This is a genomic window from Brevundimonas sp. GN22 (assembly GCF_054824005.1).
Genome location: NZ_JSYD01000131.1, coordinates 1 through 15,730, shown reverse-complemented (window position 1 = coordinate 15,730; position 15,730 = coordinate 1). Strand labels below are relative to the sequence as shown.

Genomic DNA, 15,730 nt, shown 5'->3' with positions numbered 1-15,730 from the left:
TTTGGTGTCATAGGCTTCGTCGAAGATCAGCGACGGGTCGGCATCCATGGTCAGCCAGACGTTCTCGCTCAACTCTTCCTCGAGCTGGCCTTCGTCCCATCCGGCGTAACCGAGAACCAGCGTCGAGCGGGCGGGACCGGTAATCTCGCCCATGGCCGCCAGAGCTTCGCGTGTGCCGGTGACGGCCATGCCGCCAGTGACCCGAAGGCTGGTCTCCTCGCTGAACCAGTCGTCGGTATGAAGCACGAAGCCGCGCTCCTGCTCGACGGGGCCGCCGATGAGGACAGGGCGGCCGACCGCACCGTGGGTCGGGGCGTTCAGCTTTTCAAGTACGAAGGCCAGATCCACACCAGGAGCGGGAAGGTCCAGTCGCAGACCCATAGCGTGGTCGTCATCATGGGTGCAGACCAGAATGACCGCGTGCTCGAAACGCTCGTCATCGATACCCGGCATGGCCACCAACAGGCGACCGGCCAACGAGGGCCACTCCAGCGACGATGGCGGGGTCTGGTCATCGGGGGGTAAAACAGCACTCATAGCTTTATTGTTGGGTTTGGGACCTTCACGCGCAAGGGCCTTTAGGTCGCATATGGCTCCGCCACACCTCCGAGACAGGGCTTTGCGGGCGGCAGACGCAGAAATCGTCCGCTGGATGGTCATTAGGCGGGCGGCAGGGGTTGGCGTCAGGTCGGGTCGCATTATGTTCAAGCCGAACCGTTTTCCGGGTGAGCCGGGGTGCGGTGTCCGGAGGAAACACATATGACCATCAAAACCGGCGAGCGCCTTCCCGACGTCAAGCTGTCGCGCATGACGGCTGACGGCCCGCAACCTGTTCAAGTCGCCGACTTCTTCGGTGGCAAGACTGTCGCGCTGTTCGCTGTTCCGGGGGCTTTCACCCCGACCTGCTCGGCGCGTCACCTGCCGGGTTACAAGGACAATCTGCCGACCCTGTCGGACAAGGGTGTGGACGTTGTGGCTTGCGTATCGGTCAACGACCCGTTCGTCATGGGCGCATGGGCCGAGGCCAACGGCCTCAACGGCAATGACGACATCGTCATGCTGGCCGACGGCAACGGCGAGTTTGCCGAAGCGGTGGGTCTGGCTTTGGACGCAACGGGCTTTGGCATGGGCAAGCGTTCGCAGCGCTATTCCATGCTGGTGAAAGACGGTGTGGTCGAGAAGCTGAATGTCGAGCAGGGCGGCGAGTTCAAAGTCTCGTCGGCAGAACACCTGATCGCAGAACTCTAAGCCTTACACAGGCCGAGTTTTGAAAGGGGCATCCGGTCGGGTGCCCCTTTTGTTATGCGGCAGCCGAGGCCGAAGAAGCTTGGGTTTGCGCGGCGCTTTCCAGTGTGGCCTGTAACGTGGCGATCAGCGAAGCGGGCGTTAGAGGCTTGGCCAGATAGGCGGTCATGCCGGCAGCGGAGCAGGCCATCTGGTCCTCGGGCGCATTGTCGGCGGTGACGGCGATCACTGGCGTGGTGGCGTTCAGCCCGCCACCCAGACGCAGCCGGCGGGTGGTCTCGCGTCCATCCAGTTCCGGCATGCGGACATCCATGAAGATCACATCGAACTGGTTCTGGGAGGCCAGTTCCAGTGCGGTGCGACCATCGGCGGCCATGCTGATATCGCAATCGAACGGCTGAAGGATCAGCTGGATGGCGCGGCGGTTGATCTCGTGATCGTCCACGACCAGCACACGCAGGGGTGCTTCGTCCGGTTGGTTCTGCGGAGCGGCGGCCGCTTCCGGTTCGGGCGCAGGCTCAGAGGCGGGCTTGGGCGTTGTCTCGGCGGGCGCGTACGCTTCGGCGAGGGCCGGGGCGGGGATAGCGATCAGCGAGGGTATGAAGGGCATCGCAGCAGGGGGGCTGGCGACGACAGGGATGTTGTCTGCGGGCGGCAGAGTGACCGCCGCGTTGAATATCGTGCCCTTGTCAGGGCGGCTGCGGGCGGTCAGGCGACCTTCCATCAGGCGCATTAGATCGCGGCAAATCGACAGGCCCAGCCCCGATCCGCCGTGGCGTGCGGTGATGTCGTTCGACATCTGATCAAAGGGCGTGAACAGGCGGGCCAGTTGCGCCTCGGTCATGCCCGAGCCGGTGTCTTCGACCTCGATCATCAGCGAGTGGTTACCCGCATCGTCCAGCCATGTGCGGCAGCGCAGGGTGATGGTGCCCTGCTCGGTGAATTTGAGCGCGTTGGACAGCAGGTTGTTCAGCACCTGACGCAAGCGGACTTCATCGCCGAGGACGGTGCCGGGCAGGTTTCCGCCCGTATCCAGACTAAAGCGCAGACCCTTTGCGCGGATGGGGCCCTGCCACATGCGGACGGTCTGGGCGACCATGCGGCGCAGGTCGAACGCCTGCTCGCAGATGTTCAGACGACCGGCATCGATGCGCGCCTGATCCAGCAGGTCGTTGAGCAGCGAGTTCATCATCCGGCCCGCCTCGCCGATCATCTCCAACTGATGGCGAGCGTGGGCCGGGGTCTCGCCGCGTAGGGTTTCGGCACCGGTCATGATGGCGGTTATCGGAGTGCGCAGGTCGTGGGCGATAGTGGACAGGAAGCTGGTGCGTGCAGCGACGGCGGCCTCGGCCTCGACCCGCTTCCGCTCGGCCAGCTCAAAGGCGCGGCGCTGGTTGCGGTCGGACTGGTAGAGGCGGCGCGCCGCAGAGCCGCAGATACCGAGGAAGACGGCAACGGCGGTGGCTACAGCGACCACGGAGTTGGTGTCGGCACCCATGCGGCTGAGCAGCCATGGCGTGGCGATGAGCGCCAGCGCGCTGGGCATGCAGGTGAGGAGGGTAATGCGGAGCGAGCCCGCGCCGTTGATGATCGACTGCAGCATGCCTGCGGCCAGATACAGCGTCGCGCAAAGCCCGCCGTAGATGCCCGCGACAAACCACAACGGGACGACCACCCATGCAAATGTGGTGGCCGACATGACCAGAACGGCATCGCACAGCATGCCCTTGGCACCGCGCGGACCATAGGAGTCGCTACCCAGATCGGGCGACACCACGATGCGCTCGATGCCGATAATCAGCAGATAGACGGCCAGCCATCCAAGGATCGGGACGATGCCGATGATGGGAGACATGACCACAGCCGCGGCGGCGGCGGCGGCAATCCGGTGCACCATAGTATTATGGCGCGTGGTCATAGACTGTGCCCAGCCACCCGCGTTCGACTGCACCGATTGAACAGGTTCGACCATGTCCCCGCCTTTGTCCTGCCCGGCTGTTTTCCCCCCGGAAAAAGCGGACCGGAATGCCAGTACAGGAAGAGAGCTAATGGACCGTCAACGTAACGTGGGTATGGCGTCACTTAAAGTGACGAAACCGTCAGCGCGCAGATGGGCCAGCAGGTCGCGTTTGATCTCGTGGACCAGACGCGGGCCGCGATAGACGAGGGCGGAATAGAGCTGAACTGCCGAAGCGCCCATCTTGATGCGGTCATAGGCCTCTTGCCCGCTGTCGATACCGCCGACGGCAATCAGCGGCAGGCGACCTTGCGAGGCTTCGGCGGCGGCTTGCAGCGCGCGACGGGCGAAGGGTTTGATGGGTGCGCCGGACAGGCCACCTGCCTCGCCCTTGAATGACGATTTCAGGTGGGCAGGGCGCTCCAGCGTGGTGTTGGAGACGATCAGCGCGTCGATCCTGTGGGCCAGCGAGGCCTCTACGATCATGCCGATCTCTTCGCCGATCAGGTCCGGTGCGATCTTGAGGAAGACCGGAGCGCCGTCGCTCGGGCGGGCCTCGTTGATGCGGCCCAGCAGGTCGTCCAGCGCTTCGCGGCCCTGAAGCGCGCGTAGGCCCGGTGTGTTGGGCGAGGAGATGTTGATGGTGAAATAGTCGGCCAGACCGGCGAGGCGTTTCAGGCCCGCGACATAGTCGGCGGCCTTGTCCTCGGTGTCTTTGTTGGCCCCCAGATTGGCACCGATCGGCACGCTGCGCGGGCGGTCTTTCAGGCGGGCGGCAAATGGCTCCAGCCCGTCATTGTTGAAACCCATGCGGTTGATCACGGCCTGGTCTTCGGTCAGGCGGAACAGGCGCGGCTTGGGATTGCCAGACTGGGCCTTGGGCGTGACAGACCCACATTCGACCGCGCCGAAGCCCATGCGGGCCAGCCCATGCAGAGCCTCGCCATTCTTGTCCAGACCGGCGGCCAGACCGACCGGATTGGGGAAGGTCAGGCCAGCAATCGTGACGGCCAGAGCCGGATCGTCGGCGGCAGGCGTGGGCAGGGGTACAAGTCGGGCGGCCTGAACAGCGGCGCGGTGGGCAACTTCAGGGTCCAGTTGGCGGAACAGGCGCGTGCCCAGATCGGTCAGGGACATACGGGCTCAGCCTTGTTCGGGAAGGATCATCTCGCCGTCGTCGGTGACCGACAGCGGCTGGGGGTTGTTGGTGGCCGATACCGGAAGCGCACCATAGATGTGCGGGAAGAGTGCTCCGCCGCGCGAGGGTTCCCAAACCAGAGTGTCGCCCAGCGCTTCGAGATCGACTTCGACGAGCATCAGGTCCGACTGGCCCGCATAATGTTTGGAGGCGGTGCCTTCCAACTGGTCCAGCGTGGACAGGTGGATATAGCCATCGGCCTTGTCGACAGCCGAGCCGTCATACCGGCCCTCGGCCACAGTCAGTTGCCAGTCGGCGACGGACAGGATTTTGAATGCCTTGGTCGGGAGCATGGGGCCGGCCTTTGAACTGGGGATTACAGGGAGGCGGGGGTCAGCCAGCCTTCGTAGAACGGACGTCCGGCGACATCGACCGTAAATACAGCGCAGCCACCGGTGGGGAAGCCGCCGGAGAAGCGATCGAGAACTGCGGGGGATGCTGCGCTTTCGATCAGATACTCAACGGCCAGTTGGTGGATACCCGGATTGTGGGCGAGCACCAGAATACAGCCCTCACTGTCCTCGTTGATCTCGACCTCGTCGCGCAGGGTGCGGGCGTTGGCGTCATAGAGGTGATCGAGGAACTGGACCTCCACGTCGCCAAAGGCCTCCTGCACCTGTTCCCACGTTTGGCGTGTGCGGGTGGCAACCGACACCAGCGCCATATCAGGGCGGAAACCGCGCTGGGCCAGCGCCTCGCCCATGCGGGCGGCATCGGAGAGGCCTTGAGGCGACAAAGGGCGGTCGATATCCCCTCCACCTTGCGGGGGGCGGCCCTCGGCCTCGGCGTGACGCATCAGGATCAGTCGGTGCATGGATCGCCCCCATAGAGGGGTTTGCCGCTTTGGGCCAGATCGGATGTGGTCGCACCCACCAGACGAGAGGCCGGCTTGAGGCTGGGCACTGGCTTGAGATTGGGCGCAGGAGCGAGAACCTTGAGAGTGCCGCGCGCCTTGGGGCGGGCATAGGTCAGACGTCCGGCTTCCAGCAGGATGAGACCCGCCGTACCCGGTGCGACAAGGCGGCCAAACTGTTCGATGCCGTCCGAGAAGGGCAGCATGGGTCGCCACGGCGGCACATAGAGCGCCTGTGACCACGCGCGCGGCTCAAGGCCGCAATGGCGCACGAGGCGTTCAAGCTGTTTGCGCGAGAAGGGGCGGCCATGACCGAAAGGTGTGGCCTCGGTGCGGGCCCACAGGCCACCGCGGGCGGCGGTGACGATGATGATACGGCCTGAGGGTGAAAGGACGCGGCTGACTTCGTTCAGCAGCGCCTGCGGGTCGTCCGCTTCTTCGATGGCGTGGACCAGCAAGACACGGTCGAACGTTCCCGAAGCAAATGGAAGGGCGCGATCATCAACCAGGGTCGTGCGGTTGCGGGCGGCGGCCACCCATTGTTCGGCTCCCTGACCACCGGGCATGGCAGCGATGAGGCGTCGGGCACCGTTGAACTGGCCCAGCCACGGCGTGGCATAGCCGAGGCCCAGCACATCGCAGCTATCGGCTGTGCCCCATGCATCGGCCAGCCGTCCCGCCAGAATGCGCCGTACCAGCGCACCCTTGGGGTCGCCGTAGAAGGTCCGAAGCTCGTCGATACTGCGCCGCATGACAGCACTATAGGACGAGGCGGGGGGGATCGGCTAGGATGCGTCTATGACCCTGAGCATTCGACAGTTTCCGTGCCGCAGCGACAACTACGGCTTTCTCGTACGCGACGACGCGACCGGACAGGTTGCGGCGGTTGATACGCCCGATGCGCAAGCCATTCTGGATGATCTGGCTGAATCGGGCTGGGGCCGTCTGGATCTGATCCTGAACACCCATTGGCACCCTGATCACACCGAGGGCAACGAACGGCTGAAGGCCGAGACGGGCTGTGTGATTTATGGACCCGAAGAGGTGAAGCGGGCTGCGCCGTTGGATCGCGTGGTGCACGATGGCAGCGAGGTCAGGCTGGGCGAGACGGTGTTCAAGGTGGCCGAAGCGCCGGGGCATACGCTGGGCCATGTGGTGTTTCATGCCGTTCAGGAGCGGGTGGCTTTCGTGGGCGATGTGATCTTCGCCCTGGGCTGCGGCCGCCTGTTTGAAGGCACACCCGACCAGATGTGGGAGAGCCTGCAGCACATTGCTTCGTGGAATGACGACACAGTGCTGTACTGCGCCCACGAATATACGGCGTCGAATGCGAGGTTCGCGCTGAGCCTGTCGCAAGAGCCGGAACTGGTGGCGCACTGCGAGGCTATCTTTGCCAAACGCGAGCGGGGCGAGGCAACGGTGCCGACGACAGTGGGCTTGGAGAAGCGGTTCAATCCGTTCCTGACGCCGGACGTCGAGACCTTTGCCGACCGGCGCGCTGCCAAGGACGGCTTTAGCGGCTAGGGATCAGTCCTGAGGGATGATGGCGCGGATGATGCGGGCCGAGGACGGGCGGCCCGCGACTCCGCGCGACGGGTCAACCACGATCCGAAGCTCGCCGCGTGAATAGGTCACCGCCGAGCGGTTGCCTTCAACGACAGTAATCACCCGCAGACGCTCCAGGAACGGTTTGGCGCTGGGCGAGCGGGCGATGCGAATGACGGTGTCGGTCGAAACAATCAGGGCCTCGACGCAAAGGGCCTCTGATTCATCGCCGTAAACATTGATCTGGACCAGACGGCCCACCGCATCACTGATGAGGCCTGAACGGCGGGTCATCAGGTTGAACAACTGGATCGGGCCCAGCGACTGCGGTTGGAGGTTCGGAACCGTCCCCGACGCCATCGACACAGGCGATCCGCCGGGGCTGCGCGGCGAATACAATGTCATGCCGCCGCCCGAGGTGACGCGCAGTACCTGCTCGCCCGCATCGTTACGGTAGATGGTGTCGCCGCGCGGAGCCGACGACGGACGCAGAACCCACGTCTCGTTCGAGCGGTCAAAGCGCAGCAGCAGTTGCGATCCGGCATTGTCGACCACAAAACCCTGGCCCGTGGCGGCTTGATAGCGACCGGCGGCGGGGGTGGTGCGGGAGACGGACTGGCGACGGATCTGGCGGCTGTAGTCGGTCTGGGCGTTGTTGCGCTCTTGACCGGTGAGAACCTGGGCCTGGGCGGAAGGGGCAGGGGCCAGCGCGACAGCGGCTGCGCAAAGGCAGATCGCAGAAAGCTGGGCGACCCGTAGACGCGCAATATCAACGTCCGTAGCCGTTCGGGCTACGGGCACACTTACCGGCGGATTCTCCGCCATCGGCAGGGCCACGCTGTTCATGCCTGTACTCGTGTTCTCAAGGCGCGGCGGATTTTAGGCAGAGTCGTGGTCACCCTACGAGGTATTGGCCGCCATTGAGCGACAGAGTGCACCCTGTGACATATCCGGCACGCTCACCGGACAGCCAGGCCACCATGTCGGCGATCTCTTCGCCCTTGCCGAGGCGACCGACCGGAATCTGGGCGATGATGCCCTCGAGAACCTTGGGGTCCATCGCATCGACCATGTCGGTGTCGATATAGCCCGGGGCAATACAGTTGACGGTCACGCCTTTACGGGCGTTTTCCAGTGCCAGCGCCTTGGTAAAGCCGATCATGCCGGCCTTGGCGGCGGAGTAGTTGGCTTGGCCGATCTGGCCCTTCTGGCCGTTGATCGAGGAGATGTTGACGATGCGGCCCCAGTTGCGGTCGCGCATGCCGTTGATGACCTGACGGGTCATGTTGAACACGGAATCCATGTTCACGCGGATGACCTCGGACCACTGCTCGGGCTGCATCTTGTGGAAGAAGCCGTCGCGGGTGATGCCGGCGTTGTTGATCAAAACGTCGATGGGGCCCAGTTCGGACTCGACCTCCTGAACGGCGCGGGCGCAGTCCTCGAAGGAGCCGACATTGCCTTTGACCACCATCACGCCCAGTTCGCTGGCGGTTTGGCGGGCAGCTTCGTCATTGCCGGAATAGCCGGCGGCGACGTTGAAGCCGTCTTCTTTAAGGCGTTGGACGATGGCCTTGCCGATGCCTCGGGTGCCTCCGGTTACCAGTGCGGTGCGCGCCATGATCTGCCTCCCAGTGTCCCGTCCAGCTTCGTGCTGGCTCCCACGGGTAAAGACTTAGCGTGAGAACGCGGGTTGGGGAAGCGGCGGAACGCCACAGATCGTCACGGCTCTGATGAAGATGACGTGATGAGCCGCTGAGCGCTCAAGCGGGCAGAAGCGCCACAATATCCGACGCTTAGCCCGCCTGCAGGAAGTCAGTAGGCGAAGTCGCGGTAAAGGCGCGAAAGGTCGCCCTTCCATTCGCCGTTATAGAGGTCGAGCAGGCGTTCGGCGGGGGTGATGCCGCTGTCTGCGATCTCTTCCAGCTCGCCAAGGTAGCCGCGCTCGTCGACCATGCCGGCGGACAGGCGGTTGCGGTTCTTCAAACCTTCCTTGGCGATGGCGACCATATCGATTGCCACGTCGCGGACGCTGCGGCCATTGACCTGCGCCTTCAGGCCCAAACGTGTGACGTCCGAACGCAGGCGCTCGTGGTCCTCGATGGCCCAGTCCTTACACAGGTCCCATGCCGCCGTCAGCGACGGCGCGTCATAGAAAATGCCGGTCCACAGGGCGGGCAGGGCGCAGATACGGCTCCACGGACCACCATCGGCACCGCGCATTTCGAGGTATTGTTTCAGGCGCACTTCGGGGAAGAGGGTGGTCAGGTGATCTGCCCAGTCCTTGATGTTGGCGCGCTCGCCCGGAAGAGCGTCCAGACCGTCACTCATGAAGGTGCGGAACGATTGGCCCGAAAGGTCGTGATAGGTGTCGCCGCGCTTGGCGAAATACATCGGCGTGTCGAGGGCGTAGTCGACGTAGCGCTCATAGCCAAAGCCGTCTTCGAACACGAAGCCGAGCATGCCCGTGCGGTCGGGATCGGTGTCGGTCCAGACATTGGCGCGGCTCGACAGGAAGCCGCTGGGCTTGCCCTCGATGAAGGGGCTGTTGGCGAACAGGGCCGTGGCGATCGGTTGCAGCGCCAGCGAGGTGCGGAACTTCATCACCATGTCGGCTTCGTCGGAGAAGTCGAGGTTGGCCTGAATGGTCGAGGTGCGCAGCATCATGTCGAGGCCCAGCTTGCCCTTCTTGGGCATGTAGGCGCGCATGATGTTGTAACGGCCCTTGGGCATGACAGGCACGTCTTCACGCTTCCACATCGGATCGAAGCCGACGCCGAGGAAGCCGAGACCGATCTGGTCGGCCACCTGTTTGACTTCCATCAGGTGTTGGCCGGTCTCGTTGCAGATGTCGTGCATCGTCAGCAGCGGTGCGCCCGATAGCTCGAACTGGCCACCCGGTTCGAGGCTGATGGAGGCCGTGAAGCCTTCGGCATTCTTGCGTTCCAGAGCGATGACGTGACCAGCCTCATAGACCGGAGCCCAGCCAAAGCGGGTAAGGCCGTCCAGCATGGCCTTGATGCCGTTCGCACCCTCATAGGCCGGACGGCGCAGGGTCGAACGGTCAAAGCCGAACTTCTCGTGTTCGGCACCGACGCGCCACTGGTCGGCGGGCTTGGCCCCGCGGCTGATGGTTTCGATCAGCTGTTCTTTGGTGAGCGGCGCGTAATCAGCCATGTGTAACCTCTGTTGTTGCAGGCTAGATGCGCAACCGTTGCCCGCTTCACAAGCCCCTTTGGAAACTTATCGTTCCCAATCCCCAACTGCGTACTGCCACAGGGTCATGGCGGATATAGCGGCGGTATCTGCGCGAAGGATGCGTGGGCCAAGCGAGACGGCGGTGGTGAAGGGCAGGGCGCGTAACATCTCGCGCTCTTCGGGCGAGAAACCACCCTCGGGGCCGATCAGGATGGACCATGCGCCGCTGCCTGCTTTGTGCAGGGCGTCAATGGCAGGCTCGCCGCCGGTTTCGTCGCAGAACATCAGCTTACGGCCCTCGGGCCAGTTGGCGATGATGTCGGCCAGCTTTTTGGATTCGTGCACGCTCGGCACGTCGAGGCGGCCTGTCTGCTCGGCGGCCTCTTCGACGATGGCGTCGAGGCGGTCGAGGCGGATGCGCTCGGCATTGGTGCGTTGGGTGATCGTTAGTTGCACCGACTTGGCACCCAGTTCGGCGGCCTTTTCCACCACGGTTTCGACGCGGGCCTTCTTGATGCCGGCGAGGATGAGTTCGAGGTCGGGGCCATAGGTTTGCGGGCGGGTCTGTTCGACACAGCGCAGGATGACGCCCTTCTTCAGGACTTCCAGCACCTCGGCACGCCACTCTCCGTCTTCGCCGTTGAACAGCAACAGGTCGTCGCCCTGTTTCAGGCGCATGACCTGCGTCAGATAGCGGGACTGGTCGAGGGTAGGGGCAACAGCATGGCCTTCGGCCAGCGGGGCGGTAACGTGCAGACGGATCATGCGAGCGGTTTAGCGCCGGATGGGCGTTTCGTCACGATGCCGCTTTTTCGCGGAGGATATAGTCGGACACCGCGAGGGTGATTTCCTTTATGTCGTTATACAGGCCCGACTCATAAAGGGTGACGTCGAAGGTTCCGTCATCGTTGGTGACCCGCTTCATCTGCCGAAACGAAAACATTTGATCGTCGCGCGCGATGACTTCGACGCGGCGGTCCCTGTCGAGCGCCTTGGTCCATATATTCTGGCGGGACTTAGGAAGACGCGAACCCGGAATCGGGGCGGGGGTGCTCAGGTCGGCCAACAGGCCCTTGAGCCAGAGTTTGAACTTCTCGAAGGGGCTGGGTTCGATCAATGCCATTGCAGGGCCGAGGTTAAAGAGCGCAACAGCTTGAAGAACGCGACAGCACGCGTTCACGTTCAAAACCTGTGTTTTGCACACTGCGCTGCGCGGGCCGAAGAGCGCTCGCGCGGCAATCCGATCAGGCCCTCAGCGCCTTTTCGCGCCGGGGCCGTGATCGTTGCTGCGGTGGTCGTTCTTACGATTATTGTGCAGGCGGGACGGCGCGCTGGGCGGCCTCGCCGACGTTGTCTGCGGCGTTGCCGATACTTTGGGCGGCACCGGCGATAGCGTTGTCTTTAACCTGCTCGCTGCGGTTCATGTTCAGCAGGAAATAACCGATCACGGCGACGGCAATAAGCGCGACGATGATGCCAATGGCACCCATGCCGCTGCCGCCGCGACGTTCAACCACAGTGGGGGACTCACTGGTGGTGACGTGTTCGACCGTACCGTCGGTGTGTTCTACGCGGCGCTCTGTGGTCATTGGAACCTCCTGATTTCCTGAGAAAAGAAAGCTGCCCCTTTGGGGACGGGTTCCTAGTGTCCAAAAACAGCCAGACAGAAACGCCCCGCCGGTCCGGCGGGGCGACGTAGGCGGAGAGGATGTCTGGATTAGAGGGTGCGGGCGATCAGCAGCTTCATGATCTCGTTGGTGCCGCCGTAAATGCGCTGCACGCGGGCGTCCTTGTACAGCTGGGCGATCGGGTACTCGTTCATATAGCCATAGCCGCCGAACAGCTGGAGCATCTCGTCGATGGTCTCGCCCTGGATGTCGGACACCCAGTATTTAGCCATGGAGGCGGTGGCCGCATCCAATTCGCCCTTTAGGTGGCGCTCGATGCAGTGGTCGACGAAGACGCGGGCGACGGTAAGCTTGGTTTTGACCTCGGCCAGTTTGAACTGGGTGTTCTGGAAGTCGATCACGCGCTTGCCGAAGGCTTTGCGCTCCTTGACGTAGGCGAGGGTGGCCTCAAGCCCGCGCTCGGCGGCGGCGCAGCCTTGAACGCCGATGTTCAGGCGCTCTTGCGGCAGTTGCTGCATCAGTTGGATGAAGCCTTGGCCTTCGGAGCCGCCGATAGCGTTTTCGAGCGGCACCTTCACATCGTTGAAGAACAGCTCGGAGGTGTCGTTCGCCTCCATGCCGATCTTGTGCAGGTTGCGACCGCGCTCGAAGCCGTCGGCACCATCTGTCTCAAGGCCGATCAGGGTGATGCCCTTGCTGCCTTCTGACGGGTCGGTCTTGGCCACGACGATGATGAAGTTTGCCAACTGACCGTTGGTGATGAAGGTCTTGGAGCCGTTCAGGACGTAGTGGTCGCCCTTCTTGATGGCGGTGGTTTTCACGCCTTGCAGGTCCGAACCTGCGCCCGGTTCTGTCATGGCGATGGCACCGACCAGTTCGCCTGTTTGCAGGCGCGGGAGCCAGCGGGCTTTTTGCTCGGCCGTGCCGTAGTGCCAGATGTAGGGCATGACGATGGCGTTGTGCAGCGAGATGCCGAAGTGGTCCGCACCCTGCCAGCCGAGCTGGTTCATCAGCACGACTTCGTGGCGATAGTCGCCGCCGAAACCGCCATCTTCTTCCGGCATGGACAGGCCCAGCAGGCCCGAATCTCCGGCGTCATTCCAGAGTTGGCGCGGGACCGAGCTGTCGGCGATCCACTGACTTACTTTTTCAGGCGGGGCGTGCTCGGCCACCCATTTGGTGACGCTGTCGTTGAACAGGATCAGGTCTTCGTCCTGCATGAAGGACGGGGTCGGAAGGTTCAGCGCTTTCATGTGGCATTCCTCTGGGGTGCTGCCCGCTCTTGTTCTGACGGCGGGCTAGCGGTGTTGGAGATAGAAAAAGGGCCTTTCCGCTGGGGAAAGGCCCTTATCAGTTTCGACGAGGCTTAGAAGGCCGAGGCGTCCATATCCATCAGGACGTCTGCGCCGGTCTTCAGCTTGGTCAGGTGAGCCGCGGCATCCGGCAGGATGCGCTCGACGAAGTAACGGCCCGTCTTCAGCTTGTTGGCGTAGAACGGATCGCTTTCACCGGCGTCGATCTTGGCTTGGGCAGCCTTGGCCATCTGCGCCCAGATGTAGGCGTAGGCGGTCAGGCCGAACAGGTGCAGGTAGTCGGTCGAGGCGGCACCGGCGTTGTCCGGGTTGGCCATGCCGTTCTGCATCAGCCACATCGTGCCTTCTTGCAGCTTGGCCTTAGCGTCGGCCAGACCGTCGACATACGACTTGATGGCTTCGTTGCCCGAGTTTTCCGAGACGAAGGCGTCGATGTCGCCGAACCACGACATGATGGCGCGACCACCCTTGGCCGGCAGCTTGCGGCCAACGAGGTCCAGAGCCTGAATGCCGTTGGTGCCTTCGTAGATCATGGTGATGCGGGCATCACGCAGGTACTGCGAGGCCTGGAAGTGCTCGGTGTAGCCCGAACCGCCGTGAACCTGCATGCCCAGCGACGCGACGTGGAAGCCACGGTCGGTCAGGAAGGCCTTCAGGACCGGGGTGATCAGACCCATGTAGTCGTTGGCCTTTTGGGCCACGGTTTCGTCCTTGGAGTGTTGCAGGTCGGCTTGCAGCGCGGTCCACAGGATGAAGGCGCGACCGCCTTCGACGTAGGCCTTGGATTCCAGCAGCATGCGACGCACGTCCGGATGGACGATGATTGGGTCTGCCGGGCCGTCCGGGTTCTTCGGACCGGTCAGCGAGCGCGATTGCAGGCGGTCATTGGCGAATTCAACGGCGTGTTGGTAGGCGGCGTCACCGATGGCCAGACCTTGCAGGCCGGTGCCGAGGCGGGCTTCGTTCATGACAACGAACATGTTGTTCATGCCGCGGCCTTCTTCGCCGATCAGCCAGCCCTTGGCACCGTCGTACTGCATGACAGCCGTGGCGTTGCCGTGGATGCCCATCTTGTGCTCGAGGCCCACGCAGGCCAGCGAGTTACGGTCGGTGATGTTGCCTTGGTCGTCCGCGTGGAACTTCGGAACGAGGAACAGCGACAGGCCCTTGATGCCCGGAACAGCGCCTTCAACTCGTGCCAGCACGGTGTGGACGATGTTGTCGGCGAAGTCGTGCTCGCCTGCCGAAATCCAGATCTTCTGGCCGGTGATGGCGTAGGAGCCGTCGCCGTTCGGGACAGCCTTGGTGCGGACCAGACCCAGATCGGTACCGCACTGCGGCTCCGTCAGGTTCATGGTGCCGGTCCACTCGCCGGAGACCATCTTCGGCAGCCACTTGTTCTTCAGTTCATCCGAACCGTTGGCTTCGATGCCGTGGATCGCGCCTGCGGTCAGGCCCGGATACATCGAGAAGGCAGCCGAGGCCGCAGCGGTGAACTGACCGATGGCCATCGAGATCATGGCCGGCAGGCCCTGACCACCGTATTCCGGATTGAAGGCCAGGCTGGTCCAGCCGGCTTCGACCATCTGGTGATAGGCTTCTTTCCAGCCGGTCGGGGTGGTGACGACGCCGTTGTCGAGTTTGCAGTGCTCGATGTCGCCGGTCTTGTTGATCGGGGCGATAACGCCGTCAGCGAACTTGCCGCCTTCCTCGAGGATCTGGTCAATCAGGTCGCGCGAGACGTCAGGGTTGGTGAAGTGTTCGACGTAGTTTTCGACTTGCAGCACATCGTGCAGCACGAACGAAAGGTCGCGGACGGGCGACTTATAGGCCATGGTCAGGCTCTCGCTTTGAAGGGCTGGTATTGGTTGTCGGGGTTGTTGAGGCGTTCGCTCAACAAATTGGCATAGGCATCCGCACCGGGCAGTAGGTCCGGCCGGTGTTCGGCCAGAGTCTGCTCCATCCAGGCACACGCTTCTTCGGCGGTTTCGATTGCGCCCTGGATATCTTCTAGCTGCTGTTTCAGCGCCTCTACGCGCGCACGGTGACGCGGCAGGGCAATCGCCATCTGATGGACGTTGTGTTCTTTCTTGTCATAGAGATCCATCATTTCCTGGATCTCTTGCAAGGTGAAGCCGATGCGACGTCCGCGCATGATGAGCTTCAAACGTGCCCGGTCACGCGCTGTATAGACGCGCGTTTGTCCCTTGCGTGCCGGAGTGAGCAGGCCCTTGTCTTCGTAGAAACGAAGAGCGCGGGCCGTCGCGCCAAACTCGCGGCACAACTGCCGGATGGAATATGTGCGGTGATCGTCAGCGGTCGCCATGCCGCTAGATAACTTTACGTCCGCGTAAAGTGCAAGGGGTTTACGCGCGCGTAAACGTAAGCTTTTTGTGATCAGCCCTCAGGGAGCCGGTATTGCTTAGCTTGGCGACCTCTTTCGAATGAACCACACCGGTATCGTAAGGCCAAGAAGTATAGCGTTCACAAAGGCCAGAGCGGGCTCGAAGCGGGTCAGATGAACCACTAGAAATACGCTCTCGAGACCGATCAGGAACGATGCGGCGGCAACCACGCCGATGTGGCCGGATTTCCTTGCCAGTAAAGGAAGCAGCATCGACACGGCAAGGGCGGCCTCTAACGCGCCAAGGCCACGAACCAGGCCGAGCGGGACCTGTTCGGACCAGCCGAGCAATATGGCCAGATGATCGGCCGGTGCGGTGAGTTTGGCATAGGCGGCACCTGCGAAAAACATCGCCAGCCAGCCTTGAAAAGTCCACGCCAGCGCATTGG

Annotated in this window: 18 protein-coding genes; 2 read left to right on the top strand and 16 right to left on the bottom strand. The window is 62.9% G+C overall.

The window, feature by feature from the left end; translation table 11 throughout:
* On the bottom strand, nt 1-537 hold a 537-nt coding region (locus OB03_RS14130), incomplete at its 3' end, for a YqgE/AlgH family protein (RefSeq protein ID WP_461344584.1).
* Nucleotides 538-759: 222 nt separating this feature from the next.
* Between OB03_RS14130 and OB03_RS14125 the strand changes: the two genes are divergently transcribed.
* Nucleotides 760-1,248 (top strand): peroxiredoxin, encoded by a 489-nt coding sequence (locus OB03_RS14125; protein WP_242914605.1) that lies wholly within the window; start codon nt 760-762, stop codon nt 1,246-1,248.
* 52 nt (nt 1,249-1,300) lie between these two features.
* Here OB03_RS14125 and OB03_RS14120 read toward each other — a convergent pair whose 3' ends face one another.
* The 5 genes from OB03_RS14120 to OB03_RS14100 all read right to left on the bottom strand — a co-directional run bounded on the left by OB03_RS14120 (nt 1,301) and on the right by OB03_RS14100 (nt 6,005).
* The gene (locus tag OB03_RS14120) at nt 1,301-3,217 is read right to left on the bottom strand and encodes an ATP-binding response regulator (protein ID WP_461344583.1); all 1,917 of its coding nucleotides are present in this window, start codon (nt 3,215-3,217) and stop codon (nt 1,301-1,303) included.
* An 84-nt stretch (nt 3,218-3,301) separates the two neighbouring features.
* Nucleotides 3,302-4,339 carry a quinone-dependent dihydroorotate dehydrogenase gene (locus tag OB03_RS14115; protein ID WP_242914609.1) on the bottom strand — a complete coding sequence of 346 codons (1,038 nt, stop codon included), beginning with the start codon at nt 4,337-4,339 and terminating at the stop codon, nt 3,302-3,304.
* Between the two features lie 6 nt (nt 4,340-4,345).
* Nucleotides 4,346-4,693, bottom strand: a complete 348-nt coding sequence (locus OB03_RS14110; RefSeq protein ID WP_461344582.1) for a DUF952 domain-containing protein — start codon at nt 4,691-4,693, stop codon at nt 4,346-4,348.
* Between the two features lie 23 nt (nt 4,694-4,716).
* On the bottom strand, nt 4,717-5,214 hold the full coding sequence (locus tag OB03_RS14105) for a SixA phosphatase family protein (RefSeq protein ID WP_461344581.1): 498 nt from the start codon (nt 5,212-5,214) through the stop codon (nt 4,717-4,719).
* A complete protein-coding gene (locus OB03_RS14100; protein ID WP_242914615.1) occupies nt 5,202-6,005 on the bottom strand; it encodes a class I SAM-dependent methyltransferase in 804 nt (267 codons plus the stop codon). Before OB03_RS14100 ends, OB03_RS14105 begins: the two co-directional genes overlap by 13 nt.
* 46 nt (nt 6,006-6,051) lie before the next feature.
* Between OB03_RS14100 and gloB the strand changes: the two genes are divergently transcribed.
* A complete protein-coding gene (gloB, locus tag OB03_RS14095; protein ID WP_461344580.1) occupies nt 6,052-6,777 on the top strand; it encodes a hydroxyacylglutathione hydrolase in 726 nt (241 codons plus the stop codon).
* Nucleotides 6,778-6,780: 3 nt separating this feature from the next.
* On the opposite strand, the gene OB03_RS14090 is transcribed toward gloB, so the two are convergent.
* From OB03_RS14090 to OB03_RS14045, 10 genes are all read right to left on the bottom strand, one after another.
* Nucleotides 6,781-7,644, bottom strand: a complete 864-nt coding sequence (locus OB03_RS14090; protein ID WP_242914620.1) for a DUF4908 domain-containing protein — start codon at nt 7,642-7,644, stop codon at nt 6,781-6,783.
* A gap of 49 nt (nt 7,645-7,693) precedes the next feature.
* Nucleotides 7,694-8,419 (bottom strand): acetoacetyl-CoA reductase, encoded by a 726-nt coding sequence (phbB, locus tag OB03_RS14085; RefSeq protein WP_242914622.1) that lies wholly within the window; start codon nt 8,417-8,419, stop codon nt 7,694-7,696.
* Nucleotides 8,420-8,613: 194 nt separating this feature from the next.
* Nucleotides 8,614-9,975, bottom strand: a complete 1,362-nt coding sequence (locus tag OB03_RS14080; RefSeq protein WP_242914624.1) for a glutamate--cysteine ligase — start codon at nt 9,973-9,975, stop codon at nt 8,614-8,616.
* Between the two features lie 66 nt (nt 9,976-10,041).
* Entirely contained in the window at nt 10,042-10,761 is a 720-nt protein-coding gene (locus OB03_RS14075) for a 16S rRNA (uracil(1498)-N(3))-methyltransferase (RefSeq protein WP_242914626.1), read from the bottom strand.
* Between the two features lie 31 nt (nt 10,762-10,792).
* Nucleotides 10,793-11,119, bottom strand: coding sequence for a hypothetical protein (locus OB03_RS14070; protein ID WP_461344579.1), 327 nt, complete (start codon nt 11,117-11,119; stop codon nt 10,793-10,795).
* 184 nt (nt 11,120-11,303) lie between these two features.
* Nucleotides 11,304-11,585, bottom strand: a complete 282-nt coding sequence (locus OB03_RS14065) for a hypothetical protein (RefSeq protein WP_461344578.1) — start codon at nt 11,583-11,585, stop codon at nt 11,304-11,306.
* Nucleotides 11,586-11,713: 128 nt separating this feature from the next.
* A complete protein-coding gene (locus tag OB03_RS14060) occupies nt 11,714-12,877 on the bottom strand; it encodes an acyl-CoA dehydrogenase family protein (RefSeq protein WP_461344577.1) in 1,164 nt (387 codons plus the stop codon).
* A gap of 113 nt (nt 12,878-12,990) precedes the next feature.
* A complete protein-coding gene (locus tag OB03_RS14055) occupies nt 12,991-14,772 on the bottom strand; it encodes an acyl-CoA dehydrogenase C-terminal domain-containing protein (protein WP_461344576.1) in 1,782 nt (593 codons plus the stop codon).
* 2 nt (nt 14,773-14,774) lie between these two features.
* Nucleotides 14,775-15,263 (bottom strand): MerR family transcriptional regulator, encoded by a 489-nt coding sequence (locus OB03_RS14050; protein ID WP_242914636.1) that lies wholly within the window; start codon nt 15,261-15,263, stop codon nt 14,775-14,777.
* 96 nt (nt 15,264-15,359) lie between these two features.
* A partial coding sequence (locus OB03_RS14045; protein ID WP_461344575.1) for a DoxX family protein occupies nt 15,360-15,730 on the bottom strand: 371 nt, incomplete at its 5' end.

Excerpts from the sequence above, each read along its gene's own strand:
- OB03_RS14125 (WP_242914605.1), top strand. The coding sequence starts at position 760 with ATGACCATCAAAACCGGCGAGCGCCTTCCCGACGTCAAGCTGTCGCGC.
- OB03_RS14120 (WP_461344583.1), bottom strand. The coding sequence starts at position 3,217 with ATGGTCGAACCTGTTCAATCGGTGCAGTCGAACGCGGGTGGCTGGGCA.
- OB03_RS14115 (WP_242914609.1), bottom strand. The coding sequence starts at position 4,339 with ATGTCCCTGACCGATCTGGGCACGCGCCTGTTCCGCCAACTGGACCCT.
- OB03_RS14110 (WP_461344582.1), bottom strand. The coding sequence starts at position 4,693 with ATGCTCCCGACCAAGGCATTCAAAATCCTGTCCGTCGCCGACTGGCAA.
- OB03_RS14105 (WP_461344581.1), bottom strand. The coding sequence starts at position 5,214 with ATGCACCGACTGATCCTGATGCGTCACGCCGAGGCCGAGGGCCGCCCC.
- OB03_RS14100 (WP_242914615.1), bottom strand. The coding sequence starts at position 6,005 with ATGCGGCGCAGTATCGACGAGCTTCGGACCTTCTACGGCGACCCCAAG.
- gloB (WP_461344580.1), top strand. The coding sequence starts at position 6,052 with ATGACCCTGAGCATTCGACAGTTTCCGTGCCGCAGCGACAACTACGGC.
- OB03_RS14090 (WP_242914620.1), bottom strand. The coding sequence starts at position 7,644 with ATGAACAGCGTGGCCCTGCCGATGGCGGAGAATCCGCCGGTAAGTGTG.
- phbB (WP_242914622.1), bottom strand. The coding sequence starts at position 8,419 with ATGGCGCGCACCGCACTGGTAACCGGAGGCACCCGAGGCATCGGCAAG.
- OB03_RS14080 (WP_242914624.1), bottom strand. The coding sequence starts at position 9,975 with ATGGCTGATTACGCGCCGCTCACCAAAGAACAGCTGATCGAAACCATC.
- OB03_RS14075 (WP_242914626.1), bottom strand. The coding sequence starts at position 10,761 with ATGATCCGTCTGCACGTTACCGCCCCGCTGGCCGAAGGCCATGCTGTT.
- OB03_RS14070 (WP_461344579.1), bottom strand. The coding sequence starts at position 11,119 with ATGGCATTGATCGAACCCAGCCCCTTCGAGAAGTTCAAACTCTGGCTC.
- OB03_RS14065 (WP_461344578.1), bottom strand. The coding sequence starts at position 11,585 with ATGACCACAGAGCGCCGCGTAGAACACACCGACGGTACGGTCGAACAC.
- OB03_RS14060 (WP_461344577.1), bottom strand. The coding sequence starts at position 12,877 with ATGAAAGCGCTGAACCTTCCGACCCCGTCCTTCATGCAGGACGAAGAC.
- OB03_RS14055 (WP_461344576.1), bottom strand. The coding sequence starts at position 14,772 with ATGGCCTATAAGTCGCCCGTCCGCGACCTTTCGTTCGTGCTGCACGAT.
- OB03_RS14050 (WP_242914636.1), bottom strand. The coding sequence starts at position 15,263 with ATGGCGACCGCTGACGATCACCGCACATATTCCATCCGGCAGTTGTGC.